The organism is Pseudomonas syringae (assembly GCF_000737245.1).
GTDB lineage: Bacteria > Pseudomonadota > Gammaproteobacteria > Pseudomonadales > Pseudomonadaceae > Aquipseudomonas > Aquipseudomonas syringae_J.
The window spans coordinates 1-23,792 of sequence record NZ_JPQU01000027.1 but is presented as its reverse complement, the minus strand read 5'-3'; the positions used below and the strand labels follow the sequence as shown (position 1 = coordinate 23,792).

Sequence of the window (23,792 nt, the reverse complement as noted above, 5' to 3'; positions counted from 1 at the left end):
CCGGCCTACTGGTTTCCGAGCAGTGGCGCGGGTGAAAAGTTCAAAGAGGTTTTGTGCTCTCGCAGCATAGGTCAGGGTTAGTGGCAGTTGGCAGCGAAAAAGCAGAATCAGTACCGCAATACCAAATCTGTGGGAGCGGTACTTGCCCGCGATATGGGCGACTCGGTATTGCAGATATACCGCGCCTTCGTTTATCGCGAGCAAGCTCGGCTCCTACAGGGATAGGGCTGATATGCCTGTTGATGCCTAGGAATCGTCATTTCTCGACGAGGCTGAGGACCAGCAGCGTCTGGCGCCAGTCATCTCGTCACCTAGCCACGGCGATGATTTGAATTATTCAACAGCGAACCAAGTCAAAATCCTCAGCAACCCACTGAACGAGGTGAAGCTGATGAGTATTCCAATCCCCGCAGAAACGCCCGATCCGATGATTGATGATCCCGCGCTACCAGTGCCCAAGCCTGATGAGGACCCGCCACCGACCATGCCGCCGGTGATTCCGCCCCCTCAGGGTGATCCACCGTCACAGGAGCCTCCCGCTATCCTGGGCGATGAGCTAAAACATGAACAAGGCCGGGATCTGCCCGCCTGAGCCTTGAAGGGCTTTCACGGTTTTTCCGAACCGTCCTTCTTGTTCTCGTTGTCTTCAGGCGGATCCAGCTTGCCGACAATCAGCGGCATCAGACTGAGAATCCCCAAAGCCAGCACGGTGCTTAGCACAGCCGTGGCTTCGCGCCCCATCCCCGCCGCAATGCCAATTGCGGCGGTCATCCACAAGCCTGCCGAGGTGGTCAGGCCTTTGACCTGGTCAGTGTGACGCGCCCGGTCTTTGAGGATGGTGCCAGCGCCGAGAAAACCGATACCCGCTACGATGCCTTGAATGACCCGACTGAGTGCAGCGTCGTCGGCGCCGGCCATTCGCGGCGTCAGCACGAACAAGGCCGCCCCCATGGCTACCAGCATGTGAGTCCGCACCCCTGCCGCTTTGCCTTTTTGCTCCCGTTCAAAACCGAGAATTGCACCCAAGACGGCAGCCAGAACCAGCCTTACCGTCACACGGGTGAGTTGTGATGCATCGGTGATATCGGAAAATTCCGACTGCAATGTTTCCCAGACTTCTTCCCACCATGGACTCATCATTGCTCCTTCGTGAAATGACTGCAGAGTCTGGGTTCGACGCGCTACTCACCGGTTAGTGCCGCGCCGGTTACCGCCCCTTGAATACGGGCTCACGCTTGTCAATGAATGCCGCCATGCCCTCCTTCTGATCTTCGCTGGCAAAGGCAGCGTGAAACACCCGGCGCTCGAAGCGGATGCCTTCTGCCAGGCTGACCTCGAAGGCTCGATTGACACTTTCCTTGATCATCATGGCCACCGGTAGCGATTTCTCGGCGATGGACGCGGCAACCTTAAGGGCTTCGTCCAGCAGTTGATCAGCGGGAATAACGCGGGCAACCAGGCCAGCGCGCTCTGCTTCGCCGGCATCCATCAAGCGGCCGGTCAAGCACATCTCCATGGCCTTGGCTTTGCCCACTGCGCGAGTCAGGCGCTGAGTGCCCCCCATCCCAGGCAATACACCCAGCTTGATTTCCGGCTGACCGAACCGTGCATTATCGGCTGCCAGAATGAAATCGCACATCAACGCGAGTTCACAGCCGCCACCCAGTGCGAAACCAGCCACCGCTGCGACCAAAGGTGTGCGGCGATTAGCGACCCGGTCACTCTCGCTGAACAGATCATCAAGGTAAATCTGTGGGTAAGTGAGCTCGGCCATTTCCTTGATATCGGCGCCCGCTGCAAACGCTTTGCTAGAACCGGTGAGCACGATACAGCCGATGTCACGACTGGCATCGAACTGAGCCAGCGCCTGGTTCAACTCACTGATCAATTGCGCGTTCAAGGCGTTAAGCGCATGGGGTCGGTTGAGAGTGATCAGCCCTACTCTCCCTCGAATCTCTGTGAGAATAGCTTCATAAGTCATTGATATTAATCCTTAATCTATCGCTCTATAACTTGATAAATCACTTTAAGAGACGACTTTAAACCTGCAGGTTTAAAGCTAGTACATGACCTCTACAGCGATGGCCGTTGCCTCCCCCCCACCAATGCAGATCGCCGCCACTCCACGACGTAACTGTTTGCGGCGCAGCGCATTGAGCAGGGTTACCAGAATCCTCGCCCCTGAGGCGCCAATAGGATGGCCCAATGCACAAGCGCCTCCGTGAATATTGACTTTCTCATGTGGCAAATCCAGTTGCGACATGGCGACCAGAGTTACGACCGCGAAAGCCTCATTTATTTCATATAAATCAATATCTTGAAGGCTCAATCTCAGGTCTTTTGTGAGCTGCTTTATGGCGCCGATGGGCGCTGTTGGAAACAGCCCCGGCTCATCAGCGAAATCGGCATGTCCGTGGATGATTGCCAAAGGCTTGAGTCCCCGTTGCTGCGCTGTGGAGCGACGCATTAACAACAACGCAGCGGCCCCATCGGAAATGGAGCTGGAATTGGCGGCGGTAACGGTACCCCCCTCGCGAAATGCAGGCTTAAGCGTAGGGATCTTGTCTGGCCGAGCCTTGGGCGGTTGTTCGTCCTGGCTGATCTGTTCTTGCACCTTACCGACCATGACGGTCAGCGGAACGATCTCCGCGTCGAACCAGCCCTGGCTGATGGCTTCTTGTGCGCGGGTCAAAGAACTCAGGGCAAATGCGTCCTGAGTTTCCCGACTGAAGTTATGGGTTTGCGCACACTGCTCGGCGTAGGTGCCCATCAACCGACCAGGCTCATAGGCGTCTTCGAGGCCATCTAGAAACATATGGTCCAGCACGCGGCCATGGCCCATGCGATAGCCACTACGGGCACGATCGAGCAGGTAAGGCGCATTGGACATGCTCTCCATGCCGCCCGCCACGACGATCTCGGCACTGCCGGCCAACAGCATGTCATGCCCCAGGATGACCGCCTGCATGCCTGAACCGCACATCTTGTTAAGGGTGGTGCAACGGGTGGACGTTGCCAGCCCGGCACCCAGCGCCGCTTGCCGCGCAGGGGCCTGGCCCAGGCCTGCGGACAGCACACAACCAAACAGCACTTGCTCGACATCTTCAGGTGCGATCCCGCCGCGCTCTACGGCTGCTCGAATCGCGGCAGCGCCCAGTTCCGGGGCTGACAGGCTCTTCAAGTCGCCTTGAAAGCCGCCCATTGGGGTGCGGACGGCACTGACGATCACTACCGGATCATCGCGCGTCATTGAGTTTTCGTTCGACATGACCTCCTCCTTGGCCTTGCGGCTCATCTGGCTGCCATACGCAAGGCGCCGTCGAGTCGGATGACCTCGCCGTTCAACATGGGATTTTCAAGAATGTGTCGGACCAGCGAAGCATATTCCTCTGGTTTGCCCAGTCGGGGCGGAAATGGCACGCCGGCCGCCAGAGATTCGCGCACTTGAGGGGTCATGCCCGCCATCATCGGGGTTTCGAAGATGCCTGGGGCGATGGTCATCACCCGGATGCCAAAGCGCGCCAGCTCCCGGGCGGCTGGCAGGGTCATGCTGACAATCGCGCCTTTGGAGGCCGCATAGGCCGCCTGACCAATCTGGCCGTCATATGCAGCCACTGAGGCGGTATTGATGATCACGCCACGTTCGCCCCCATGATCGGCTGCGCCTTCGGCCATGACGGCACTGGCCAGGCGCAGAAGATTGAAGCTGCCGATCAGGTTGACGTCGATGACCTGACGAAAGCTCATCAGATCATGAGGGCCTTCCTTGCCAAGAATTTTCTGCGCGCCGACGATGCCTGCGCAGTTGATGAGCCCGTGCAGTCCTCCGAATGCCTCGACGGTTGCGTCCACTGCGGCTTGCGCCGAGGCTTCCTGGCTGACGTCAGTGACTGCCGCGCGGGCGCTTGAACCGAGCTTGTCGACCTGCAAGGCCAGCGCATCGGGATTGATGTCCGCCAGCATGACCCTTGCGCCCTGCCCGATCAGCATCTGCGCGGTAGCAGCGCCCAGACCAGACGCGCCGCCGCTGACCAGAAATACCTTTCCTCGAATATCCATGAGTGCCTCTAACTATTTTTATCGTTGTTTTATTGTTGCAGCCCCGCAATAGTCGCGCCGTCGGTGGTCTCAGGCAAGGGGCAACGCTGGTTCGCCATCCGAGACTCACACCACCCCCTGTAGGAGCGACCGGGGTGGCGCTCCACCTTGCTCGCGATAGCGGTATTTCTGTCGATAATTAGCGCCTGACCAAACGCTATCGCGAGCTAGCTCGCTCCTACAGGAGGGGGGGCGCATTTCAATTCATGGGTGAGCTAAAACGAATATCGGCGCAGGCGGTCCGATCAGGTATTACCGCAAACAGCCCACAGGAATCATGCGCATGTCTTCACGCCCTCTTCGCGCTCTACTGCTCAGTTTGCTGATGGTCACGCTGTCGGCCTGCGCGCTACTCCCCAACCGCGACCCGCTGAATATCAACGTGGTGGGCATAGAGCCGCTGCCGGGCCAAGGACTTGAGGTGCGCATGGCGGTCAAGCTGCGCTTGCAGAACCCTAACGAGACCGCGATCGATTACACCGGCGTCGCCCTGGATCTGGACGTCAACGGCAAGTTGCTGGCCTCAGGGGTCAGCGATCAACAAGGCACTATTGGGCGTTTTTCCGAAGGGGTACTGGTCGTGCCTGTCAGCGTCTCGGCGTTCGCCGCTTTGCGCCAGGCGGTGGGCCTGACGCAAACACAAAGTCTGGATAACCTGCCCTACACCTTGCGTGGCAAGCTCGCGGGCGGTCTATTTGGGACCATGCGCTTCAGCGACAGTGGCGTGCTGAGCCTTCCCCAGCCTGCTGGGGGGACTTGGTAGGGCCGGTACCAGAAAGGTACAGGTCTAAACTTACTTGCTGGCGGCCATCAGGCGATTAACTTCGCTGCGGACCATATTGGCGTATTCAGGCGGATTCATGCCGTCTAGCTCGGAGCGGACCCACTCCGACCACTTGCCTTTGCGCTTGGCTCGCTCGCCGAACAGACGCGCGGCATCGCCCTTGGCCTTGCCCAGATTGCTCTGCCACAGATCAAAAAGCCGGGACTTCTCGTCTTCAAGAGCTGCGCGTTCAGGGAGCGGCCGGTTGGCTAGATTGAAACTCATAAGGGTCACCTGTGACTAAAAACCGGGTGCATCTTACACCTGTCTGGCGAGGTTTCCGGTCATTTCCTCGACGCAAGTAACTTATGTCCTACAGTGCACTGCAACTTTTCCCAATGCTCACGACTCCATTGGTCACTGCCATCATCATTGAAAGGAAAACATCATGGCTCGTAAAACTGCCGCTCAAACTTCCGCAGAACAAATCAAGGATCAGGCTTTCAGCGAGCTTCAGGCGCTGATTGAAGAGTCCGACAAGTTGCTTAAGGACAGTGCCGCACTGGTGGGCGAAGACGCAGAGACCCTGCGCGCCCAGTTGAGCCTGAAATTGAAGCAAGCTGCCGATTCGGTAGCTAGCGTGCGCGAGCGCACCAAGCCAGTGGTTGAAGCCACAGAAAGCTACATCGGTGGTCATCCATGGCAGACCGTGGCGATCTCTGCCGGTTTCGGCCTGGTGGTTGGCCTGTTGCTGGGTCGTCGCGACTGATTAGCTTCCGACTGTCCCCTGAACACGGGGACCTGTAGGAGCTGCCGAAGGCTGCGAAAGCGTTATTTCTCATATACCGCGATTCGCAGCCTTTATAGGATCGCCCAGACAGCGCGCCATTTTAGCCGGGAGGATGTCAGTACATCCGCTGCAGCTCATTCGTCAGCAACGCTGCACTCCCAACTAAGGCCGGTCCTACTCGCCTTCGTTTCTAATAAACTCACACGCTATGCATCGGCACCAACGCCTGCAGCTGCTTGGCGAAATAATCCGCCGTAAACGGCTGGGCGTCGGACTCTTTTACGCCGATTCGCTTTTTCTCCATCCATTGCTTGCCCTGAGTCGCGTCAACGCAGCTTAGTGAGACCTGCTCCTGGCCATGCAGACTCAATCCGGTAGCCACAATCGAAACCAGACCCTTTGGCCCCATTGCATCCGGGATGAACACGACCTGTCGCCCGGCGATGGTCAACGTCAGACGCTGGGTGCGAAACGGCGAGTTTTCGTCGGGGTAACCTTTGCTTTGTGCCAGATGCGGCTCGTACTCGGTCACGATCTGACCGCTGGCGATCAGCGGCGCCAACCACTGTTCGATCTGCTCATAAAGTGTGCGAATGCTGGTTTCCCACTGTGCCAGGTCAGCGTGGAACTGCTGGTGCTTATGTTCTTCATTGCGTTGATTGGCGCTCAGCAACTCGCTCAACCGTTGAATTTCGTCCATAAAAGCGTTTCCCGGGTTCACGCGTCGAATGATTCGAAGCACGTGATCCGAGGGTGGCACAGTGGCGAGCGGGTGTCGCTGTACATTCGTGGCCAAAAGCCCGACAGGACCGTCAGAATGTGCGTTCGATGACCACCGGTGCGGCCTTACGGTGGGATTTGGCCAGTTTGGCCATCAGTTCGGTTCGGGTCTGCTCGGCCTGGGCCTCACTTGCGTAAGGACCAATCAATAATTGCTGCTTGCCGTCGATGTTGACCAGATACGGAGGGTAGCTACGCTCCAGCAGCCAGGCGCTGATATCACTGAGCGCTTCATTCGCGTTGATCTGGATTTCCCACTGAACAGTCGCAGCCTGAGAGGCTTGCACGGGAGCGACCGCCTGCACCTTCGGGGGTGGCGGGGTTGTTTTGCCGACATCACAACCAGCCAGGGCCAACACCGCCATCATCATTGCCAAATTGCGCACGTCTGCTTGCTCCTTTTCAAAGTGGGCGCAAGTTTACCACTGCCTTCACACATAACTGTTCATTCGGCGCGGCGACACTTCGTCGCTCTGCGGCATCAGCGTATTGACCATATCTCGCCCCACAGCCACGCCTGCATGGCGCGCCTCGTCCAAAGACTGGTAGCCGCGGTTACAAATTTTAACGATTGGAATAGGTGTCTGGCACTCCAGTGTCACCTTTACGTGGATCACGAACTCGTCCACTTTCGGCGGCCCTGGAGAAAAAGCGACCAAGACCTCTATCATCTGCTCGCGATATACGTCCGTAAAAGTTCTATTCATTCCGATAGCCCCAAACAGTACGTGAACTGTTTTGACAACATGACCACCCGAACGTTGTTTATATCTGCCCGGTGAGCGGGCGGAACATCACGCCGCCAACTGTTGCCCAAAGCAAGCTGATCACTGAAATCAATCAGGAGAACTTTGCGCATGTGCGAACGTCATCCGCTGCAGTGCTTCATCCCGCCTTACATCATGGAGCACATGGCGCAATCGTCCCATGCGCGTATCAGAGCCCTGGCAATCACAAACCTGGCAAGCAGCTCGGCGTTTGTCGCGTTCCGCACCTCGGCGCAAGCGATGCCCACGCTATTGGCGCGCAAGTCGCCTGATGGCGGCAAGAACCGACTGGTCTACGACGCCAAAAACACCAATACCTTGCCAGGTACGCTGGGCCGGGCCGAAGGTCAGCCAGCTACCGGTGATCCGGCGCTGGATGAGGCCTACGACGGCTCTGGGGATGTGTATGACTTTTATGAGCAGTTGTTCAAGCGCAACTCCCTGGACGATAACGGCATGACCCTGATCTCTACAGCCCACGTCGCGGAAGTCGATTTTCAGGGCGAGTTCGTGCCCATGAACAACGCCTTCTGGAATGGCCAGCAAATGGCCTATGGGGATGGCGATGGAGAGGTGTTCAAGCGCTTCACCGGCAGTCTGGAAGTCATCGGCCATGAGCTCACTCATGGCGTACAGTCGTTCACCAGCAATCTGACCTATCAGGGGCAATCGGGTGCGCTAAACGAGCATTTTGCGGATGTTTTCGGGATCCTGGTGCGCCAATGGAAAGAAGGCACCAATGCCCAGGATTCAAGCTGGGTGATTGGCAAGGAACTGCTGGTGCCCGCCCCTACACGACGAGGCATTCGCGACATGGAGCATCCCGGCACTGCCTATGTCAGCGATCCGGAACTGGGTGACGATCCACAGCCCGCGACGATGGCTGATCTGTATACCGGGCCCAAGGACAGCGGCGGCGTGCATATCAACTCCGGCATCCCAAACCGCGCCTTCGTGTTGACGGCCAAGGCGCTGGGCGGCAATGCCTGGGAAGTGGCAGGACGAATCTGGTATGAGACCCTGCTGCAACTGCACAGCAGCAGCCAGTTTGTCGACTGCGCCCGCATCAGCGTACAAATCGCCGGCGGCAAGCAATTCGGCACCGGAGCGAAAAAAGCAGTGAAAGCGGCCTGGAAGACTGTCGGAATCACTGTTTAGCGGCTACATGACGACAGGAGCTGAACGATGAAAGTGTGTTACGTGCAATCAGGCGGTTTCATTGGCGCGCTGAAAAGCTGCGAGGTGAATACTGCTGAATTGGGGCAGGAGGAGGCAGAACAGCTGGAAAAACTGGTTCGTGACAGCGGCCTGAGCCAGTCCGCCAGCTTTCGTTCGGAGCAGGCACGCGACCTCAAACAGTATGAGATCACCATCGAAGACGATGCCCATGCAATCTGCGTGGAGTTCGATGATCAGAACATCCCCGAATCGGCGCGCACCTTATTGGGATTTCTGCAGAAGCATGCGAGGGCTGGCTGAGCGGTCGACGTTGTTGGAGCGAGCGGGCGGCGATTCGACTTGCCCGCGAAGAACGATGACGCTGAGCATCTGACAGATCGCAGCGTCTGATTTGCGGGCAAGTCGAATCGCCGCCCGCTCGCTCCAACAAGTTCAAATAATGGCGCAATGACATGTGAACGTCGCCGCACCCTCGCGGTCAATGCATTAATGGATTTATAAACAAAAACCATCGATAAAATGCAGTCATATGTGTGCCAAGAAGGTATCTTTCCGCCCTTCTCTTTAGATGACTGACTCTTTCCCCATTACGGCGCAGATGAATTCGACTTTGCCTGAATCCAGTCCCCCAGCAGATCTCATCATTTGCGAGCATTGTGACTCGCTCTATGAGGACCATCCCCTGCAAAAAGGCGAAACGGCCACGTGCATGCGTTGTGGCGCCGTATTGGGCCGCGCTCACCGCCTGAGCATTGAGCAATGGCTGGCGCTGACCATCGCGGCAGCCGTGTTGTTCGTGTTTGCCAATATCTTCCCGGTCATCAGCATCAGCATGAAAGGCCTCAGCAACGAGGTCACCCTCTGGGCCTCTGTTGAAGCCTTGGCCCAAGGGCGGATTACGCTGATTGCCCTGGTCGCCGGGCTGTCGATCATCCTTGCGCCAATGCTGCAGATCTCGCTGCTGTTCTGGGTGTTGATCCATGCGCACAAGGGCCAAGTCGCCCCAGGCTTCAAGAGCTGCATGCGCGCCCTTGAGCATTTGCGTCCCTGGAGCATGCTGGAGGTGTGCATGCTCGGTATCCTGGTGGCCATCGTTAAGCTGTCCGGCATGCTGGATGTGCATCCGGGGCTGGGCTTGTGGGCCATGGCGATGCTGATGGTGCTGATCGTGTTGATTGCCGGCAAGAATATCCGTCGGCTATGGACCGAATTGGGAGTTCAGCCCACATGAGCAGCATTCCTTATGCTCACCAGCATGGGTTGGCCCTGTGTCATATCTGCGGGTACGCCTGCCCCGACACGGTGCACCAGTGTCCTCGCTGCGAATCCGCAGTTCACGTGCGCAAACCCAACAGCATTATTCGGACCTGGGCGTTTCTGATCGCCGGATTGATTTTTTACATACCGGCCAACGTCCTGCCGGTGATGTACACCACGATGTTCGGCAACAGCAGCCAGAACACCATCATGAGTGGCGTCATCGAATTCTTCAAAAGCGGGTCGTGGGATATTGCCCTGCTGATTTTCATCGCCAGCGTGGTGGTGCCCTCTATCAAGTTTCTCGTGCTGGGCATGTTGCTGATCACCTGTCAGCGGCGCAGTACCTGGGCCATGCACGAGCGTTCGCGGCTCTATCGTTTCATCGAGCTGATCGGCTACTGGTCGATGCTTGACGTGTTGGTGGTGGCACTTGTGGCCGCCCTTGTGCAGTTTCATGAGCTCAGCACCATCGAGCCCAAAATCGGCATCCTTTTCTTTGGTTTGGTAGTGGTGATGACGATGTTCGCCGCCATGAGTTTCGATCCCCGGCTTATCTGGGACGCAGAGGTTGAAGATGTCTGACAATACCCTTCCCCCATCGCCATCGGCCCCCGCGCGCCCCGACGTCAAGCGCCGCCGGATGCGTATCTCCCTAGTATGGCTGGTGCCGATCGTGGCCGGTGCCATTGGCTTGTCCATGGCGCTGCATGACTGGATGTCCATTGGCCCGAAGATCACCGTGAGTTTTCTCACCGCCGAGGGTCTGGAAGCCAACAAGACCCAGGTCAAGTACAAGAACGTAGTGATCGGGGTGGTTACCGACATTTCCCTCAGTGAAGACCGTACCCACGTTTTGGCCACCATCGAGCTCAATAACAGCGCCAGCCCGTTCACACGGGAAGACAGCCAGTATTGGGTCGTGCGGCCGCGTATCGGCGCACAAGGCATTACCGGGGTCGACACCCTGTTATCCGGAGCCTTCATCGGCGCGGATGCGGGCAGCTCGGAACAGACCAAAGGCGACTTCCAGGGCCTGGAGACACCTCCACCGGTGACCTTCGGCGACAAGGGCAAACGTTTCAAACTGCACACTGATGACCTGGGTTCCTTGGATATCGGCTCGCCGGTTTACTACCGACGCATTCAAGTGGGCCAGGTGGTGTCTTTCGAGCTGTCTAAAGACGGTAAAGGAGTAGACATCGAGATCTTCATCACCTCCCCCAACGACCAGTACATCACCACCGACACCCGCTTCTGGAACGCCAGTGGCGTGGATGTCACGGTTGGCGCTTCTGGCCTGAAGATCGACACCCAGTCGATGACTTCCATCATCTCCGGCGGTATCGCCTTCCGCGAGCCTAACTGGAGCCCGGACGCCAAACCTGCCCAGGAAAATGCCGAATTCCGGATTTTCGACGACCAGACAGCGGCCCTGGCGCCACCGGATGGTGAGCCGCGTTACATCCGCATGCGCTTTGCCCAATCGCTACGCGGGCTGGTGGTCAATGCCCCGGTAGACTTTCTCGGCGTGAACATTGGGCGCGTGGTCTCGGTTGACCTGGACTACGACCCTGCCACCCAGACCTTTCCCGGCCTTGTCGGCGCGGTCATCTACCCAAAGCGTCTGGGCGCTGCTGAAGAGAAACTGCAACAGCTCGGTGGTACCGGTGATCCGGATGAACAGTCGGCGCGAATCCTGAGTGCCTTCGTGTCCCGTGGCCTGCGAGCCCAGGCACGCACTGGCAACTTGCTGACCGGCCAGCTCTATATCGCCATGGATTTCGATCCGAAGGCGCCCAAGGTGGTATTTGATCCCAGGGCGCGGCCGCTCGAAATCCCCACCATCCCGGGTAGCTTTGACAAGTTGCAGGAACAGCTACAGGCATTCGTCGATAAACTCGGCAAATTGCCCATCGATGAGCTGGCGAAAAACCTCAATGGCAGCCTGAGCGAGTTGCAGAAAACCCTTAAACAGGTCAACAGCAACGTATTGCCGGAAATGCGCGGTACGCTGCAGCAGGCGCAAAAAACCCTCAATACTGCCAACGACAGCCTTGGTGAGGACTCACCGGCCCGCCAGCAGTTGGGCCAGGCCATGGACGAAGTCCAGCGCACTGCCCGCTCGGTTCGAGTCCTGACCGACTTCCTCAGCCGCCATCCGGAAGCGCTGATCCGCGGCCGTACCGGGGACGCCGCACCAGGTTCGTACAAAGCCCCATCCTCATCCCGCGCCATCGATCTGGAGCCACAACAATGACCTTGCGCCTGACACTGACGGCACTGGCCGCAACTCTGGCGCTGAGCGCCTGCTCGTCGACACCGACGCATTACTACACGCTGATCGCGCCCATGGGCGCCAATACTCCGGCGGCGTCGAGTGCAACGCCCTTGCAGTTCGAAATGCTGCCAGTGTTAATGCCCGTGCAAGTCGACCAGCCACCGCTGGTGGTGCGTCAGGGTAATGGCAGCCTGGCAATACTTGACGCAGAACGCTGGGGCTCACCTCTGGGTGACGAGTTTCATGACGCCCTGACCGGCCAGCTGGAACGCCGGTTCGGTAGCCGGGACATGGCCGGATTGCCTAAGAACACCGATCAACCGGTGTTGTCAGTGCGTACGGATGTACGCCGTTTTGAATCCGTTGCAGACAGCTACGCGCTGATCGATGTGGTCTGGACCTTGAGTCTGCGCAGCACCGGCACCAAGCGGCAGAACCTGACCTGCAGCAGCATCATTCGCGAACAGGCCGGTATTGGCATGGAGAATCTGGTGCTGGCCCACCAGCGTGCGCTATCGCGACTGGCAGACAACATCGCCAAAACGGCGGGTGCTTGGGTACCGCAGACGTCAACGCGGTGTCTGTAACTAACTTCCTGTAAGCGATAGAGCGGTGCTAACCGAGACCGCGCTGTCGTGCAGTAAACTCGGCCCCCTGTAGGAGCGCGCTTGCCCGCGATAAGGGCCGAAGGACCTTCATTCGGCAGTCAAAGCGGTCTGCTGCGCAGCCCATCGCGGGCAAGCGCGCTCCTACAGGGGTGGTATTGGACAGGCCACTTTTTATCGCCAAATCATCTACCCGCTCGCCCCGCCCTCCTTGCAAGCTGTCAAAGCAAAGCGGCTAATCTGAAAGCCCAATCAGCCAAACCTGCCAGCAAAAGACAGGAAGTGCGCCGCCATGAACGAAACCCTTGATCTACCTGCACTGAAATCCAAACAACAAACTGCCTGGGCCAGCGGTGATTACGCCGTGATCGGCACAACTCTGCAGCTAGTGGGCGAGCTACTCGCCGAAGCCTGCGACTTGCGTTACGACGAACAGGTGCTGGACGTCGCCGCGGGCAACGGCAATGCCACTCTTGCAGCAGCCCGACGAGGTTGCCGGGTGACTTCCACTGACTATGTGTGCGGCCTGCTGGAGCGTGGCCGTGAGCGTTCCCGCGCAGAGCACTTCGATGTCAGTTTTCAGGAGGCGGATGCCGAAGCCCTGCCCTTTTCTGACGCCAGCTTCGATGCCGTGCTGTCGACATTTGGCGTGATGTTCACCCCGGACCAGGTCCGCGCCGCTGGAGAATTGGCCCGGGTCTGCCGCTCTGGCGGTCGTATCGGCCTGGCCAACTGGACCCCGGAAGGTTTTGTCGGGCAAATGTTCAAAACCCTCGGCAAGCATTTACCACCGCCTGCCGGGCTCAGCCCGCCTTCGCTCTGGGGCACTGAGGAGCATCTGCATAAATTGTTTGCCGACACAGCCGCTGACATACAGGTGACCCGGCGGTATCACAATTTCCGCTATCGCTCGGCCGAGCATTTCATTGAAGTGTTCAGCGCCTGGTATGGGCCGATGCACAAGGCCTTCGCGGCGCTGCCAGGTGAAAGCGGCGCAGCCCTGCACCGGGACTTGAGCGAATTGCTCAACCGGATGAATCGCGGTGGTGATACTTCGCTGGTGGTGCCCAGCGAGTATCTGGAGGTGGTGATAAAAAGGCGCTGATGACTCAACCCTTCGTAGGAGCTCACGAGCATCGCGAGGCAGCGATAGCGGTCTGCCTGATACAACGCCTTCGCGGCCTCGCGGTGCTCGTGCGCTCCTACTGAACATTGTTTGATTCAGATGGTTATTCCGGGTTGTCATTAACCTACCGCGCCGCACTCACCATCGCCCTGAGCAACACCGCACACCCAGCTCCCAGATCCTCGGGCGTAGCATTTTCAATTTCGTTGTGGCTGATGCCGCCTTCGCAGGGCACGAAGATCATCCCCACCGGGCCCAATTCAGCAATGAAGATCGCGTCATGGCCGGCGCCGCTGACAATATCCATATGGCTCAACCCCAGCTGCGCAGCTCCCTGACGTACCGCATCCACGCACTCACTGGCGAAATCCAGTGGCGGGAAGTCTGCGGTGGGCGTCAGTTCGAAGCTCAAGCCATGTTGCGTGCAGGTCTGCTCAATGGTCTGGCGCAGATCGTCCACCATCGCCTGCAATTTGTCGGCATGCAGATGGCGGAAGTCGATGGTCATTTTCACCTCGCCAGGAATCACATTGCGCGAGCCAGGATGAACGTTCAGGCAACCCACCGTGCCGCACGCATGGGGCTGGCTTTGCAAGGCGATGCGATTGACCGCGCTGACCACTTTAGCCGCCCCCACTAAAGCATCTTTGCGCAGATGCATTGGCGTTGGACCGGCATGTGCCTCTACGCCCGTGAGGGTCAGGTCGAACCACTTTTGCCCCAGACAGCCCATCACCACGCCAATGGTTTTGGTCTGATCTTCGAGAATCGGCCCCTGTTCGATATGCGCTTCAAAATATGCTCCCACAGGGTGGCCCAGCACGGCCCTGCTGCCGGCATAGCCGATGCGCTGCAATTCCTCACCGACCACCAGGCCTTGTTCATCCTGCTTGGCCAGGGTTTCAGCCAGGTCCAGCTTTCCGGCAAATACTCCCGAGCCCATCATGCACGGCGGGAAGCGCGAGCCTTCTTCGTTGGTCCACACCACCACTTCCACCGGCGCCTCGGTTTCCAGGCCAAGGTCGTTCAGGGTACGAATCACTTCCAGCCCGGCCATGACTCCAAAGCAGCCATCAAACTTGCCGCCGGTGGGTTGAGTGTCGATATGGCTGCCGGTCATCACTGGAGCGCGGTTGGAATTGCGCCCGGCGCGACGGGCGAAGATATTGCCGATGGCGTCCACACTGACTGTGCAGCCCGCGTCTTCGCACCATTTGACGAACAGATCACGGGCCTGGCGATCCAGATCAGTCAGCGCCAGGCGACAGACGCCACCTTTGACCGTGGCACCCAATTGGGCGAGGTCCATCAGTGACTGCCAGAGGCGTTGGGTGTTGATGAGGGGGGTGTTGGAATCAAATGGGGTGTACAAGGTAATTCTCCAGTCTGACTAGCGCTGACGGGTAGGAGCGCGCTCGCCCGCGATTCGATCTTCCAGCCAACACTGTGTTGATTGACCTGACGCTATCGCGGGCAAGCGCGCTCCTACCGATCTAATGGTTATTGCTCAGCAATCCGTACCGCCAGCTTCACCAGGCTCAAGTCACTGCCCACCGGCCCCATCAGCGAGATACCCAGTGGCACGCCGTCTTTTCTGACCAGAGGCATGTTCAGCTGTGGCGTGCGGCACAGCACGGAAATCGCCAGCAGGTGATGGGAAATGCGCCGGGTTTCTTCGATTTCTTCGTCCAGAGCGCTGAGCAATGGTGCGATATCAGGCACGGTGGGCATCACCAGTACCTTGTCACCGAGCAGCTTTTTCCAGCGGGTGGCGAACCGTTCTCGCAGGGCACAGGCGTCGTTGTACTGCTCGTCAGTGACGGCCTTGCTCCAGGCGAAACGCGCAGCGACATCAGGCCCGAGGGCCAGGCCGTTGCGCTCGATGAATTCACCCTGCGCCTGCCAGGCCTCGCGCCCCTGAATGTAACGGAACGCCCAATAGGCATCGGTCAGGGACGGCAACTCACCAACAAGCTTTTCCAGCGGGCCGCAGCAGGCGCTGATTTGCGCAAATGCCGGAGCCAGCGCGTCCATGGAGGCAGCTGGCAGCATGGCGAACAGTTCGTCGCTGATCAGCAGTTGCGGTGTTTCGGGCAAAGGTGTTGAGTCCTCGCCCAGCAGACACTCGCCTACCAGGCCAAAGACCTTGGCATCACGGGCGAAGTAACCGGCGGTGTCCATGCTTTCACACAGCGCCTGAGTCTTCTCCAGAGAAACTCGACCATGACTGGGTCGCAAGCCGAACAGTCCGCAATAGCTGGCAGGCGTGCGCACCGAACCGCCGGTGTCGCTGCCCATGGCGAAATCACACAGGCCATTGGAGACCGCCGACGCAGAGCCGGACGACGAGCCACCGGGAATTCGGTCATGGGCGGCGCCATTGCGGGGTGTGCCGTAATGGGCGTTCTTGCCGCTCATGGAGAACGCCATTTCGTTGGTGTGCGCCTTGCCCACCAGTTCGGCTCCGGCGTCCAGCAAGCGCTGAATGGTCGGCGCAGTGCCGGTTTTGATTCCGGACATGGCCAGCACATGGGGATTGCCGCCGCCTGTGGGATAACCGGCGACATCGAACAGGTCCTTGGCGGCGAAGGTATAGCCCGCCAATGGACCGTTTGCTGCACGCGGTACATCCACGTGGGGATAAGGCATGAAGGCAAAAGCAGAATCGGTCATGACAAAGACTCGCGAAGGGAGTGAACGGTGTCCAGGTTCCAGTGGTGACAACTCACGGAATGTTCGGTACGAATGTCTTCAATAGGCGGCACCTCACGCAGGCACACATCGCTGGCCCGCGGGCAACGAGGCGCAAAGGCGCAACCAGCGGGCAGATTGGCCAGGTCCGGCGGTGCGCCCGGAATGCTGGTCAAACGCTCGCTCTTGCGCAGACCATCCTTGGGGCGGGTGCCCAGCAAGACGCGGGTATAGGGATGCTGCGGGTTATCCAGCAGCTCGGCCAAAGGCGCCTGCTCGACGATGCGCCCGCCATACATCACCGCCACACGATCGGCGACTTCTACCGCCGCGCCGATGTCGTGGGTAACGAAGATGATCGACAGACCCAGGGCCTGCTGCAGCTCGCGCAACAGAATCAGAATCTGGATCTGCACCGTGGCGTCCAGCGCAGTGGTGGGCTCGTCGGCCAGCAAAATCTGCGGTTGGCAGGCCAGCGCCAGGGCAATCATCGCCCGTTGACGCATGCCGCCCGACATCTCGTGGGGGTACGCATCCAGCCGTTGCTCCGGGCTGGGAATGCGCACACTGCGCAAGGCTTCAAGGGCCGCCGCGCGGGCTTCGCTTTTGGACATCGGCTTGTGGCGGCGCAGCGCTTCGACGATCTGTTGGCCGATGGTGTAGACCGGATCCAGTGCCAGCAAGGGTTCCTGGAAGATCATCGCCGCCACTGGGCCACGCAATGCCTGCAACTGGCTGCGGGACAGCTTCATCAGGTCCTGCCCGGCGATATCGATCTGCCCTTCGATGGTCGTCGAGCGTTCCGAATGCAAGCGCATCAAAGCCCGCAGGGTCACACTCTTGCCTGAGCCGGACTCGCCGATCAGTGCCAGCACTTCGCCCCGCGCCACCTGCAGGCTAACGCCGTTGACCGCCGACAGGGTTTGACCGCCGCGTTTGAAACGCACTTTGAGGTCCCGCACCGCGACCATGGGTTGTTCGCTCATGTCAGTGCTCCTCTGTGAATCGCGCCTGTATGAATCGCCCCTGCATGGATCAACTGGGGTGAAGGGCTGCGGCTATGCCCTGCCCCCGGCTGCACCATCAGGCACGCGGCAAAATGCCGGGCGTCGGTTTCGGTCAGCTGTGGCGCGGTCTGCGCGCAGATGGCCTCTGCATGGGGGCAGCGGGTATGAAAGCGGCAGCCGGACGGCGGATTGATCGGACTGGGAGGATCCCCCGATAAGGGCGACAACAAGGTTCTGTTGGCCGGGTCCATGGACGGCATGGACGTCAGCAACGCCTGGGTATAGGGATGTTGAGCATCAGAAAACAACGCTTCGGCAGGGCCGATTTCAACGATCTCACCCAGGTACATGACCATGATCCGGTCAGAGAGATAGCGCACCACGTGCAAGTCATGGCTGATGAACACATAGGTCAGGTTCAGGCTGTCCTTGAGGTCCAGCAATAGATTCAGGACCTGGGCTTCGACTGATTTATCCAGCGCCGACACCGCTTCATCAAGGATCACCAGACGCGGATCGACCGCCAGCGCGCGGGCAATATTCACCCGCTGACGCTGGCCGCCGGACAGTTCATGGGCATAACGCCCGGCAAAGCGCGTCGGCTCCAGACCCACCCGGCCCAACAGGTCCCGGGCCCGCTGAAGGGATTCACGCTGGCTGACGCCGTGCACCGACGGCCCGAAGGCCACCGATTGCTCCATGGTCAGGCGCGGGTTCAGGGATGAATAGCTGTCCTGAAACACCATCTGCACCTGGCGCCGATAATCGCGTAATGGCAGTTGATGGCCGCCGACGGTCATGGCGTCGAAAACCAGTTCGCCGCTGTCATGTTCGATTAACTGCATCAGCAGGCGTGCTGTGGTGGATTTACCACAACCAGACTCGCCCACCACGCCGAGGGTCTCGCCCTTTTGGACTACGAAGTCGATACCGTCCACGGCACGTACCACGGCGCGTTTGCCCAATGCACCTTTGACCGGGAAGTGTTTGACCAGTTTTTCCACTGTCAGCAGTGGCTGCGCTGGACCGCCAATATCGCGCTGGGTCATCGTCAGCTCCTGATTGCCATGGCTGCGCGCAAGCGGTCAGCGAGGACATTGAAAGAGATTGAAGTGATGAAAATCATTGCGCCGGGCAGTGCCGACACCAGTGGTTGGGTGTAGATGGCGGTACGCAGGGTGTTGAGCATCAGACCCCATTCCGGTTCTGGCGGTGTCACGCCCAGCCCCAGAAAGGACAAGCCCGAGGCCAGGATCATCGATACCGAAATCAGGCCGGTTGTGAAGACGAAGATCGGCCCCAGCACGTTGCCCAACACCTGCGTACGGATGATCGTGAATGATCCCGCGCCAGACGCCCGCGCCGCTTCGATGTAATCCCGATTGCGCACCTGAGTGGTGACGCTCTCGGCGATACGCGCTACCTGTGGCACAAACACCAGAGTCAGGGACAGCAAGGCGTTATTGACCCCGGCACCCAGCGCACCGGAAAAGGCGATGGCCAGCAGAACTGAGGGGAATGCGTAAAACACGTCCACCGTGCGCATGATCAGACTGTTCAGCCAGCCGCCGAAGTAACCGGCAATTACGCCGATGGCGCCGCCAATGAAGAAGGCAAAGATCACCGGGGTGATACCCATGAACAACGACAGGCGAGCACCAAGCATCAGACGCGACAGCAGGTCCCGCCCCAGCTCGTCGGTGCCCAGCGGGAAGCCTTCGGTGCCAATCGGTTTCAAACGCTTGAACATTGAAGTGGTGAATGCATCGCCCGGCACCAGCCAGGGTCCGAACACCGCCAGGATCAGCAGCACAAGGATGATCGCGCCAACGGCCAATGCCACCGGGTCACGACGAACCCGGCCGAACACTTCACTCCAGTAACCTGGGGAGCTTTCAATCGGCGCAATGACCGGCGCAGCCGGTCGCAATATCGACAGGTTCATGCTCAGCCCCTTTTGATGCGTGGATCGAGCAGCGTCTGCAGGATGTCCACCAGCAGATTGAGCGCGACAAAGAACAGTGCCAGGACCCAGATCGTGCCCTGCAACAGAGGCAAGTCACGCTGAAAAATCGCCGAGTTGAGCAACAAGCCGGTGCCGGGCCATGCAAATACCGTTTCCACCAGAATCGAGCCGCCCATCAGGTAGCCGATCTGCAAACCCATGACCGCCATTGCGGTGGGCGCGGCGTTTTTCACCACGTGGCGGAACAGGCCCCACTCACCCAGGCCCTTGGCGCGCAGGCCAATGATGAATTCCTGAGACAGGGTTTCCGCCACCTGCGCGCGCACGGTACGGGCAATGATTCCGGTGGGGATTACCGACAAGGTGATGGCCGGCAGAATCATGAACTGAAAGTGTGCCCAGTCCCACGCCCACGCCGACTGGCCCATAGGCCCGCCGCCGGTGGCGGGCAACCAGCCCAGCTGTGAGGAAAAGATGATCACCATCAGCATGCCGAGCCAGTAATGCGGCACGCTGACCCCCACCGCTGAAATGGCCGAGGCCACGCGATCCAGCCAGCTGTCCTGAAAGTAGCCGCCGACAAAACCAAACAGGCTGCCCAGCACAAAGCCGATCAGGGTCGCCAGTAAAGCCAAACGCAGCGAGTAACTGACAGCGCCCATGACTTCGCTGGCCACTGGACGGCCACTGGCAATCGAGGTGCCCAGATCGCCCTGCACTGCGTGCCAGATCCACAGCCCGAATTGCACCGGCAGAGGCTTGTCGAAGCCATAAGCCTTGACCAATTGTTCACGTAAGGCTTCAGACGCATCCGGCGGCATCACTGAAACCAGCGGGTCGCCGGGTGCCATTTGCACGAGCATGAAACACACCAGTGCCACGCCCAGAAGGATCGGCGTCGCAAGCAGAATGCGACGCAAGATATAGGAAAGCATAAGGTCGCCTCACACGGTTCAAATACGCTGTTGGAGCGTGCGGCGATATGACTTGCCCGCAAACCAATCGACGCGGTTAATCAGTTACACCGCGTTATCGTTCTTCGCGGGCGCGCCCGGCTTCAACAGAAAATGCGGTCACCTGTGGGAGCGGTGCTTGCCCGTGAACCAGTCGACGCGGTTAATCAGTTACACCGCGTTATCGTTCTTCGCGCGCGAGCCCGGCTCCAACAGAAAATGCGGTCACCTGTGGGAGCGGTGCTTGCCCGCGATTCAGGCGACGCGGTTAATCAGTTACACCGCGTTATCGTTCTTCGCGGGCAAGCCCGGCTCCAACAGAAAATGCGGTCATCTGTGGGAGCGGTGCTTGCCCGTGAACCAGTCGACGCGGTTAATCAGTTACACCGCGTTATCGTTCTTCGCGGGCGAGCCTCGCTCCAACAGGTAAGCAGCATGTCCACAACAGGCTTCTTTAGTCCTGTTTGGAGACCAGACTCAAATCGATAAACCAACTCTGTGGCTGTACCACGCCCGTGACTTTCGGCGAGATGGCACGCGGGCCAACGTCGTGGGCAACGAACAGAAACGGTGTCTCATCGACAATCGCCGCGTGCAGCTTGCCGGCCGCCTCGTCCAACGCCTTGGAATCGAATGAGTTGCGCACGGTGGTGATCAGCTTCTCCACTTCGGGTGAAGCGAAATAACCCCAGTTGTTGGACACCGGTGGGTAGGCCTTCTCGCTGGCAAAACGCACCATGCCGAAGTACGGGTCCATGACCGCCGCGCTGACGTTGATCGCATTGGCGCCCTGAGCCGCCGGATCTTTGGCCCCCAGACGCCAGCCGCTGAACAAGGTGTTCCATTCGGTCACCGCGATGTCCACGTCGAAATAGCAGCCCTTGAGGCTTTGCTGGATGTATTCATTCATCGGCAACGGCTGCATCTGCCCGGAACCGGAGGCCGAGGTCAGGACCTTGACCTTGACCGGCTTGTCCTTGCTGAAGCCGGCCTCGGTCATGAGTTTCTGCGCGGCGGCCTGGTCGTACTTGATCTTGAATTCAGGGTTGCCATACCACGGCGAATCCTTCTCGTAGATGCCCGTCGCTTCCTGCATGTAACCGCCCAGATATGCCTTCAGTTCGCTGCGATCCAGACACAGGTTGGCGGCCTGACGCACGCGTTTATCCAGCCATGGCGAGCCAGGCGCGAAGGAGAACTGCCAAGGCCACAGATGCGGCTGGCCGTTGGAGTAGATTTTGAATTTCTTGCTCTTGATCTGCTCCACGGCATCCGGCGCCGGGGCCTCGATCCAGTCCACCTGGCCTGACAACAGCGCGGCGGTCCGGGCATTGGCCTCTGGCAGCGGGATCAGCACCACATGGTCAACCTTGGGAATGCGCTTGGGATCCCAATAGCCCGGGTTTTTATCCAGCACCAGTTCCTGGCGCGGCACCATGCGATCCATCTTGAATGGCCCGGTGCCAACCGAGTGGCTGGCGAACGCAGTCCAGGCTTGCTTGGAACGCTCGGCTGGATCGGTCGTGGCGGCAGGAACGGCGGCGAAGTCTTTCTGCCAGGCTGTTGGCGATGCCATGAACAGGTTGGTCAGGTTATACGGCAGCACCGCATCCGGTTCGCTGGTGGTGAGCTCGACAGTCAAGTCATCGATTTTTTTCGCGCTGCGCAGGGTCGGCATCCGGGATACGGTCATGCCAATCTGGCCCGGTGCGTATTGCGGAGCCTGTTTGTCCAGCACCTTGTTGACGTTCCACACCACCGAGTCCGCATTGAAAGCCGAACCATCGTGGAATTTCACGCCGGGGCGCAGTTTGAAAATCCACTTGGTGTGGTCGTCAGGGTTGACGGCCCATTCAGTGGCCAGACCTGGGATCAGACCGGCGGGTTTATCGGCTTGGGACAGGTCCCACTCCACCAGGGAGTCGAACATGGTGATGCCGGTGAAACGGTTGCCCTCATAGCCTTGATCCGGCTGACCGTGAGTCAACGGGATGTCCGCTGCAGTCATGGCGATACGCAAAGTGCTTTCGGCCATTGCCGCCAGCGGCGACAAGGCACCAATCGCTACCGAGCAGGCCAGTGCCAGTCGGGTAAAACTACGTGCGCGGGTTGCATAAGCATGCGTCATGGCGAGTTTCCCATCAGTCAGGTAAGGAGAGCTGAAGGGTGCAACGCAATGCCCATACCAACTTTTTCTCTGTCGCTCTGCAGCGATTCTTCAGAGGCCGAAAAACAGAAACGATTCAGCAAGTTACAGCGGATGAAAAATCAATCCGGAAAACTACCCAAACGTTTGGGTAGTGTTGCGCGCTCGTTCGTGCAATCTTTTGGTACGCGGCGCTCCATGGTGGCGCAAAGGCTTGGATGCCCCACTCACCGAGACCAGGCACCACTCATGAATAAACGACCGGCTACCCTTCGCGGCATCGCTCAGCAACTGAATGTGCACGTCTCGACCGTGTCACGCGTACTGAACGGCACGCTGGATCACGCCGGTCGCGCTGCGTCCAAAGACACCATCGAGCGCATTCGTGCGCTGGCCGCGAGCCTTGACTATCAACCCAACACCCACGCCAGAACCCTGAAAACCCGTCATAGCCATGAGATTGCGATTCTGGTGCCGAGGCTATCGGACATCGTCCTGGCCACGGTGTATGAAGGCATTGACGAAGCGGCCAGCGCCCGTCGCTATACCTCGTTCGTCGCCAATACCCTGGACCGCCCGGAGCGCCAGCGCGAACTGGCCGAGCGCGCATTGGCGCGCAACGTCGAGGGCTTGATCATCAGTGATGTGCACTGCACGCCGGAGCCTGGGTTTCTTGAGGAACTGGCCGAGCGTCGGGTGCCGTTCGTGCTGGTCAGCAGGCGGCGCGCGCCCCATTGTTCGGTCACCTCGGATGACGAAATGGGCGGACGTCTTGCCGCTGAACACCTGTTCGCCCAAGGCCATACCCGCGTTGCAGTCATTGCCGGCGAACCCCACAGCAGCAACGCCCGGGAGCGCACCGCCAGCTTCGTCGAGTATTACCACCAGCGCGGCATCCAGATCGAACCTGAACGCATCATCCCCGGCCATTTCGATACGGCAACCGGCTTCACGATCGGCGAGCAATTGTTGGCCCACCCGCAGCCGCCCACGGCAATTTTTGCCGTGAACGACTTTCTCGCCATTGGCCTGTTTGGCGCTCTACGCAATCGGGGGATGGAAGCCGGACGAGACATTGCGGTGGTGGGCTACAACGACACCCCCCTGGCGGCGCATCTGCAGCTGACTAGCATCAGCACCAGCATGCATGCCCAAGGCGTGCGGGCCGTTGAAACCCTGTTGCGAGTGATTGCCGGGGAAGCAGTGCAGTCCCACCGGTTCCCGGCAACCCTGGTGGTGCGGGGCAGTAGCGGCTACAAAGTCTAATCAGGCAAAACGGAACTTATTAAATCAAGGTGATTTTGTGGGAGCGAGCTTGCTCGCGAAGGGGCCAGAATTCCTGAACATCCCTTGAAATCAGGACACCGCCTTCGCGAGCAAGCT

26 protein-coding genes are annotated in these 23,792 nt (G+C 59.1%); 11 read left to right on the top strand and 15 right to left on the bottom strand.

All coding sequences use genetic code 11. From position 1 onward, the window contains the following. The first annotated feature begins 391 nt into the window (after nucleotides 1–391). Complete coding sequence (locus IV01_RS0124865; protein WP_050507422.1) at nucleotides 392–592, top strand: hypothetical protein; 201 nt, start codon at nucleotides 392–394, stop codon at nucleotides 590–592. A 14-nt stretch (nucleotides 593–606) separates the two neighbouring features. Here IV01_RS0124865 and IV01_RS16035 read toward each other — a convergent pair whose 3' ends face one another. The 4 genes from IV01_RS16035 to IV01_RS16050 form a co-directional block, all read right to left on the bottom strand. After that, nucleotides 607–1,137 (bottom strand): MgtC/SapB family protein, encoded by a 531-nt coding sequence (locus IV01_RS16035; RefSeq protein ID WP_032627703.1) that lies wholly within the window; start codon nucleotides 1,135–1,137, stop codon nucleotides 607–609. 70 nt (nucleotides 1,138–1,207) lie between these two features. Then, a complete protein-coding gene (locus tag IV01_RS16040; RefSeq protein ID WP_032627702.1) occupies nucleotides 1,208–1,981 on the bottom strand; it encodes an enoyl-CoA hydratase in 774 nt (257 codons plus the stop codon). A 78-nt stretch (nucleotides 1,982–2,059) separates the two neighbouring features. Further along, entirely contained in the window at nucleotides 2,060–3,250 is a 1,191-nt protein-coding gene (locus IV01_RS16045; RefSeq protein WP_032627769.1) for an acetyl-CoA C-acyltransferase, read from the bottom strand. A gap of 41 nt (nucleotides 3,251–3,291) precedes the next feature. Next, entirely contained in the window at nucleotides 3,292–4,059 is a 768-nt protein-coding gene (locus IV01_RS16050) for a 3-hydroxyacyl-CoA dehydrogenase (RefSeq protein WP_032627701.1), read from the bottom strand. A gap of 322 nt (nucleotides 4,060–4,381) precedes the next feature. Here IV01_RS16050 and IV01_RS16055 point away from each other — a divergent pair, with 322 nt between their 5' ends. Continuing rightward, nucleotides 4,382–4,861 carry an LEA type 2 family protein gene (locus IV01_RS16055; RefSeq protein ID WP_032627700.1) on the top strand — a complete coding sequence of 160 codons (480 nt, stop codon included), beginning with the start codon at nucleotides 4,382–4,384 and terminating at the stop codon, nucleotides 4,859–4,861. Between the two features lie 30 nt (nucleotides 4,862–4,891). Here IV01_RS16055 and IV01_RS16060 read toward each other — a convergent pair whose 3' ends face one another. Then, complete coding sequence (locus tag IV01_RS16060; protein WP_032627699.1) at nucleotides 4,892–5,146, bottom strand: hypothetical protein; 255 nt, start codon at nucleotides 5,144–5,146, stop codon at nucleotides 4,892–4,894. Nucleotides 5,147–5,309: 163 nt separating this feature from the next. Here IV01_RS16060 and IV01_RS16065 point away from each other — a divergent pair, with 163 nt between their 5' ends. Next, nucleotides 5,310–5,630: a DUF883 family protein gene (locus IV01_RS16065; protein WP_032627698.1), complete on the top strand. Its 321-nt coding sequence runs from the start codon at nucleotides 5,310–5,312 to the stop codon at nucleotides 5,628–5,630. 220 nt (nucleotides 5,631–5,850) lie between these two features. Here IV01_RS16065 and IV01_RS16070 read toward each other — a convergent pair whose 3' ends face one another. From IV01_RS16070 to IV01_RS16080, 3 genes are all read right to left on the bottom strand, one after another. Beyond that, nucleotides 5,851–6,351, bottom strand: coding sequence for a hypothetical protein (locus IV01_RS16070; RefSeq protein ID WP_032627697.1), 501 nt, complete (start codon nucleotides 6,349–6,351; stop codon nucleotides 5,851–5,853). 112 nt (nucleotides 6,352–6,463) lie between these two features. Continuing rightward, nucleotides 6,464–6,817, bottom strand: a complete 354-nt coding sequence (locus IV01_RS16075; protein ID WP_032627696.1) for an SPOR domain-containing protein — start codon at nucleotides 6,815–6,817, stop codon at nucleotides 6,464–6,466. Nucleotides 6,818–6,862: 45 nt separating this feature from the next. Beyond that, nucleotides 6,863–7,138: a hypothetical protein gene (locus tag IV01_RS16080; RefSeq protein WP_032627695.1), complete on the bottom strand. Its 276-nt coding sequence runs from the start codon at nucleotides 7,136–7,138 to the stop codon at nucleotides 6,863–6,865. A 150-nt stretch (nucleotides 7,139–7,288) separates the two neighbouring features. Between IV01_RS16080 and IV01_RS16085 the strand changes: the two genes are divergently transcribed. The 7 genes from IV01_RS16085 to IV01_RS16115 all read left to right on the top strand — a co-directional run bounded on the left by IV01_RS16085 (nucleotide 7,289) and on the right by IV01_RS16115 (nucleotide 13,625). Continuing rightward, nucleotides 7,289–8,356: a M4 family metallopeptidase gene (locus tag IV01_RS16085; RefSeq protein WP_032627694.1), complete on the top strand. Its 1,068-nt coding sequence runs from the start codon at nucleotides 7,289–7,291 to the stop codon at nucleotides 8,354–8,356. A gap of 27 nt (nucleotides 8,357–8,383) precedes the next feature. Continuing rightward, nucleotides 8,384–8,677, top strand: coding sequence for a protealysin inhibitor emfourin (locus tag IV01_RS16090; RefSeq protein ID WP_032627693.1), 294 nt, complete (start codon nucleotides 8,384–8,386; stop codon nucleotides 8,675–8,677). Nucleotides 8,678–8,975: 298 nt separating this feature from the next. Beyond that, a complete protein-coding gene (locus IV01_RS16095; RefSeq protein WP_032627768.1) occupies nucleotides 8,976–9,608 on the top strand; it encodes a paraquat-inducible protein A in 633 nt (210 codons plus the stop codon). After that, on the top strand, nucleotides 9,605–10,219 hold the full coding sequence (locus IV01_RS16100; protein ID WP_032627692.1) for a paraquat-inducible protein A: 615 nt from the start codon (nucleotides 9,605–9,607) through the stop codon (nucleotides 10,217–10,219). Before IV01_RS16095 ends, IV01_RS16100 begins: the two co-directional genes overlap by 4 nt. Then, entirely contained in the window at nucleotides 10,212–11,894 is a 1,683-nt protein-coding gene (locus tag IV01_RS16105; protein ID WP_032627691.1) for an intermembrane transport protein PqiB, read from the top strand. Before IV01_RS16100 ends, IV01_RS16105 begins: the two co-directional genes overlap by 8 nt. Continuing rightward, nucleotides 11,891–12,502, top strand: a complete 612-nt coding sequence (locus IV01_RS16110) for a PqiC family protein (RefSeq protein WP_032627690.1) — start codon at nucleotides 11,891–11,893, stop codon at nucleotides 12,500–12,502. The genes IV01_RS16105 and IV01_RS16110 overlap by 4 nt, the downstream gene beginning before the upstream one ends. Nucleotides 12,503–12,812: 310 nt before the next feature. Further along, entirely contained in the window at nucleotides 12,813–13,625 is an 813-nt protein-coding gene (locus tag IV01_RS16115) for a class I SAM-dependent methyltransferase (protein ID WP_032627689.1), read from the top strand. Between the two features lie 145 nt (nucleotides 13,626–13,770). Here the strand turns inward: IV01_RS16115 and IV01_RS16120 are convergent, their stop codons facing one another. The 7 genes from IV01_RS16120 to IV01_RS16145 form a co-directional block, all read right to left on the bottom strand. Further along, complete coding sequence (locus tag IV01_RS16120; protein ID WP_032627688.1) at nucleotides 13,771–15,018, bottom strand: Zn-dependent hydrolase; 1,248 nt, start codon at nucleotides 15,016–15,018, stop codon at nucleotides 13,771–13,773. A 128-nt stretch (nucleotides 15,019–15,146) separates the two neighbouring features. Further along, nucleotides 15,147–16,319, bottom strand: a complete 1,173-nt coding sequence (locus IV01_RS16125) for an amidase (RefSeq protein WP_032627686.1) — start codon at nucleotides 16,317–16,319, stop codon at nucleotides 15,147–15,149. Further along, the gene (locus tag IV01_RS16130; RefSeq protein ID WP_032627685.1) at nucleotides 16,316–17,323 is read right to left on the bottom strand and encodes an ABC transporter ATP-binding protein; all 1,008 of its coding nucleotides are present in this window, start codon (nucleotides 17,321–17,323) and stop codon (nucleotides 16,316–16,318) included. The genes IV01_RS16125 and IV01_RS16130 overlap by 4 nt, the downstream gene beginning before the upstream one ends. After that, nucleotides 17,320–18,393, bottom strand: coding sequence for an ABC transporter ATP-binding protein (locus IV01_RS0124860; protein WP_050507400.1), 1,074 nt, complete (start codon nucleotides 18,391–18,393; stop codon nucleotides 17,320–17,322). The genes IV01_RS16130 and IV01_RS0124860 overlap by 4 nt, the downstream gene beginning before the upstream one ends. A 2-nt stretch (nucleotides 18,394–18,395) precedes the next feature. Then, complete coding sequence (locus tag IV01_RS16135) at nucleotides 18,396–19,289, bottom strand: ABC transporter permease (protein ID WP_032627684.1); 894 nt, start codon at nucleotides 19,287–19,289, stop codon at nucleotides 18,396–18,398. A 2-nt stretch (nucleotides 19,290–19,291) separates the two neighbouring features. Next, nucleotides 19,292–20,245, bottom strand: a complete 954-nt coding sequence (locus IV01_RS16140) for an ABC transporter permease (protein WP_032627683.1) — start codon at nucleotides 20,243–20,245, stop codon at nucleotides 19,292–19,294. Between the two features lie 472 nt (nucleotides 20,246–20,717). Continuing rightward, a complete protein-coding gene (locus IV01_RS16145; RefSeq protein ID WP_032627682.1) occupies nucleotides 20,718–22,391 on the bottom strand; it encodes an ABC transporter substrate-binding protein in 1,674 nt (557 codons plus the stop codon). Nucleotides 22,392–22,658: 267 nt separating this feature from the next. Here IV01_RS16145 and IV01_RS16150 point away from each other — a divergent pair, with 267 nt between their 5' ends. Next, nucleotides 22,659–23,675 (top strand): LacI family DNA-binding transcriptional regulator, encoded by a 1,017-nt coding sequence (locus IV01_RS16150; protein ID WP_032627681.1) that lies wholly within the window; start codon nucleotides 22,659–22,661, stop codon nucleotides 23,673–23,675. The last annotated feature ends 117 nt before the right edge of the window (nucleotides 23,676–23,792 follow it).

Coding starts and splice junctions, on each gene's coding strand:
- IV01_RS0124865 (WP_050507422.1), top strand. CDS start 392: ATGAGTATTCCAATCCCCGCAGAAACGCCCGATCCGATGATTGATGAT.
- IV01_RS16035 (WP_032627703.1), bottom strand. CDS start 1,137: ATGAGTCCATGGTGGGAAGAAGTCTGGGAAACATTGCAGTCGGAATTT.
- IV01_RS16040 (WP_032627702.1), bottom strand. CDS start 1,981: ATGACTTATGAAGCTATTCTCACAGAGATTCGAGGGAGAGTAGGGCTG.
- IV01_RS16045 (WP_032627769.1), bottom strand. CDS start 3,250: ATGACGCGCGATGATCCGGTAGTGATCGTCAGTGCCGTCCGCACCCCA.
- IV01_RS16050 (WP_032627701.1), bottom strand. CDS start 4,059: ATGGATATTCGAGGAAAGGTATTTCTGGTCAGCGGCGGCGCGTCTGGT.
- IV01_RS16055 (WP_032627700.1), top strand. CDS start 4,382: ATGTCTTCACGCCCTCTTCGCGCTCTACTGCTCAGTTTGCTGATGGTC.
- IV01_RS16060 (WP_032627699.1), bottom strand. CDS start 5,146: ATGAGTTTCAATCTAGCCAACCGGCCGCTCCCTGAACGCGCAGCTCTT.
- IV01_RS16065 (WP_032627698.1), top strand. CDS start 5,310: ATGGCTCGTAAAACTGCCGCTCAAACTTCCGCAGAACAAATCAAGGAT.
- IV01_RS16070 (WP_032627697.1), bottom strand. CDS start 6,351: ATGGACGAAATTCAACGGTTGAGCGAGTTGCTGAGCGCCAATCAACGC.
- IV01_RS16080 (WP_032627695.1), bottom strand. CDS start 7,138: ATGAATAGAACTTTTACGGACGTATATCGCGAGCAGATGATAGAGGTC.
- IV01_RS16085 (WP_032627694.1), top strand. CDS start 7,289: ATGTGCGAACGTCATCCGCTGCAGTGCTTCATCCCGCCTTACATCATG.
- IV01_RS16090 (WP_032627693.1), top strand. CDS start 8,384: ATGAAAGTGTGTTACGTGCAATCAGGCGGTTTCATTGGCGCGCTGAAA.
- IV01_RS16095 (WP_032627768.1), top strand. CDS start 8,976: ATGAATTCGACTTTGCCTGAATCCAGTCCCCCAGCAGATCTCATCATT.
- IV01_RS16100 (WP_032627692.1), top strand. CDS start 9,605: ATGAGCAGCATTCCTTATGCTCACCAGCATGGGTTGGCCCTGTGTCAT.
- IV01_RS16105 (WP_032627691.1), top strand. CDS start 10,212: ATGTCTGACAATACCCTTCCCCCATCGCCATCGGCCCCCGCGCGCCCC.
- IV01_RS16110 (WP_032627690.1), top strand. CDS start 11,891: ATGACCTTGCGCCTGACACTGACGGCACTGGCCGCAACTCTGGCGCTG.
- IV01_RS16115 (WP_032627689.1), top strand. CDS start 12,813: ATGAACGAAACCCTTGATCTACCTGCACTGAAATCCAAACAACAAACT.
- IV01_RS16125 (WP_032627686.1), bottom strand. CDS start 16,319: ATGACCGATTCTGCTTTTGCCTTCATGCCTTATCCCCACGTGGATGTA.
- IV01_RS16130 (WP_032627685.1), bottom strand. CDS start 17,323: ATGAGCGAACAACCCATGGTCGCGGTGCGGGACCTCAAAGTGCGTTTC.
- IV01_RS0124860 (WP_050507400.1), bottom strand. CDS start 18,393: ATGACCCAGCGCGATATTGGCGGTCCAGCGCAGCCACTGCTGACAGTG.
- IV01_RS16135 (WP_032627684.1), bottom strand. CDS start 19,289: ATGAACCTGTCGATATTGCGACCGGCTGCGCCGGTCATTGCGCCGATT.
- IV01_RS16140 (WP_032627683.1), bottom strand. CDS start 20,245: ATGCTTTCCTATATCTTGCGTCGCATTCTGCTTGCGACGCCGATCCTT.
- IV01_RS16145 (WP_032627682.1), bottom strand. CDS start 22,391: ATGACGCATGCTTATGCAACCCGCGCACGTAGTTTTACCCGACTGGCA.
- IV01_RS16150 (WP_032627681.1), top strand. CDS start 22,659: ATGAATAAACGACCGGCTACCCTTCGCGGCATCGCTCAGCAACTGAAT.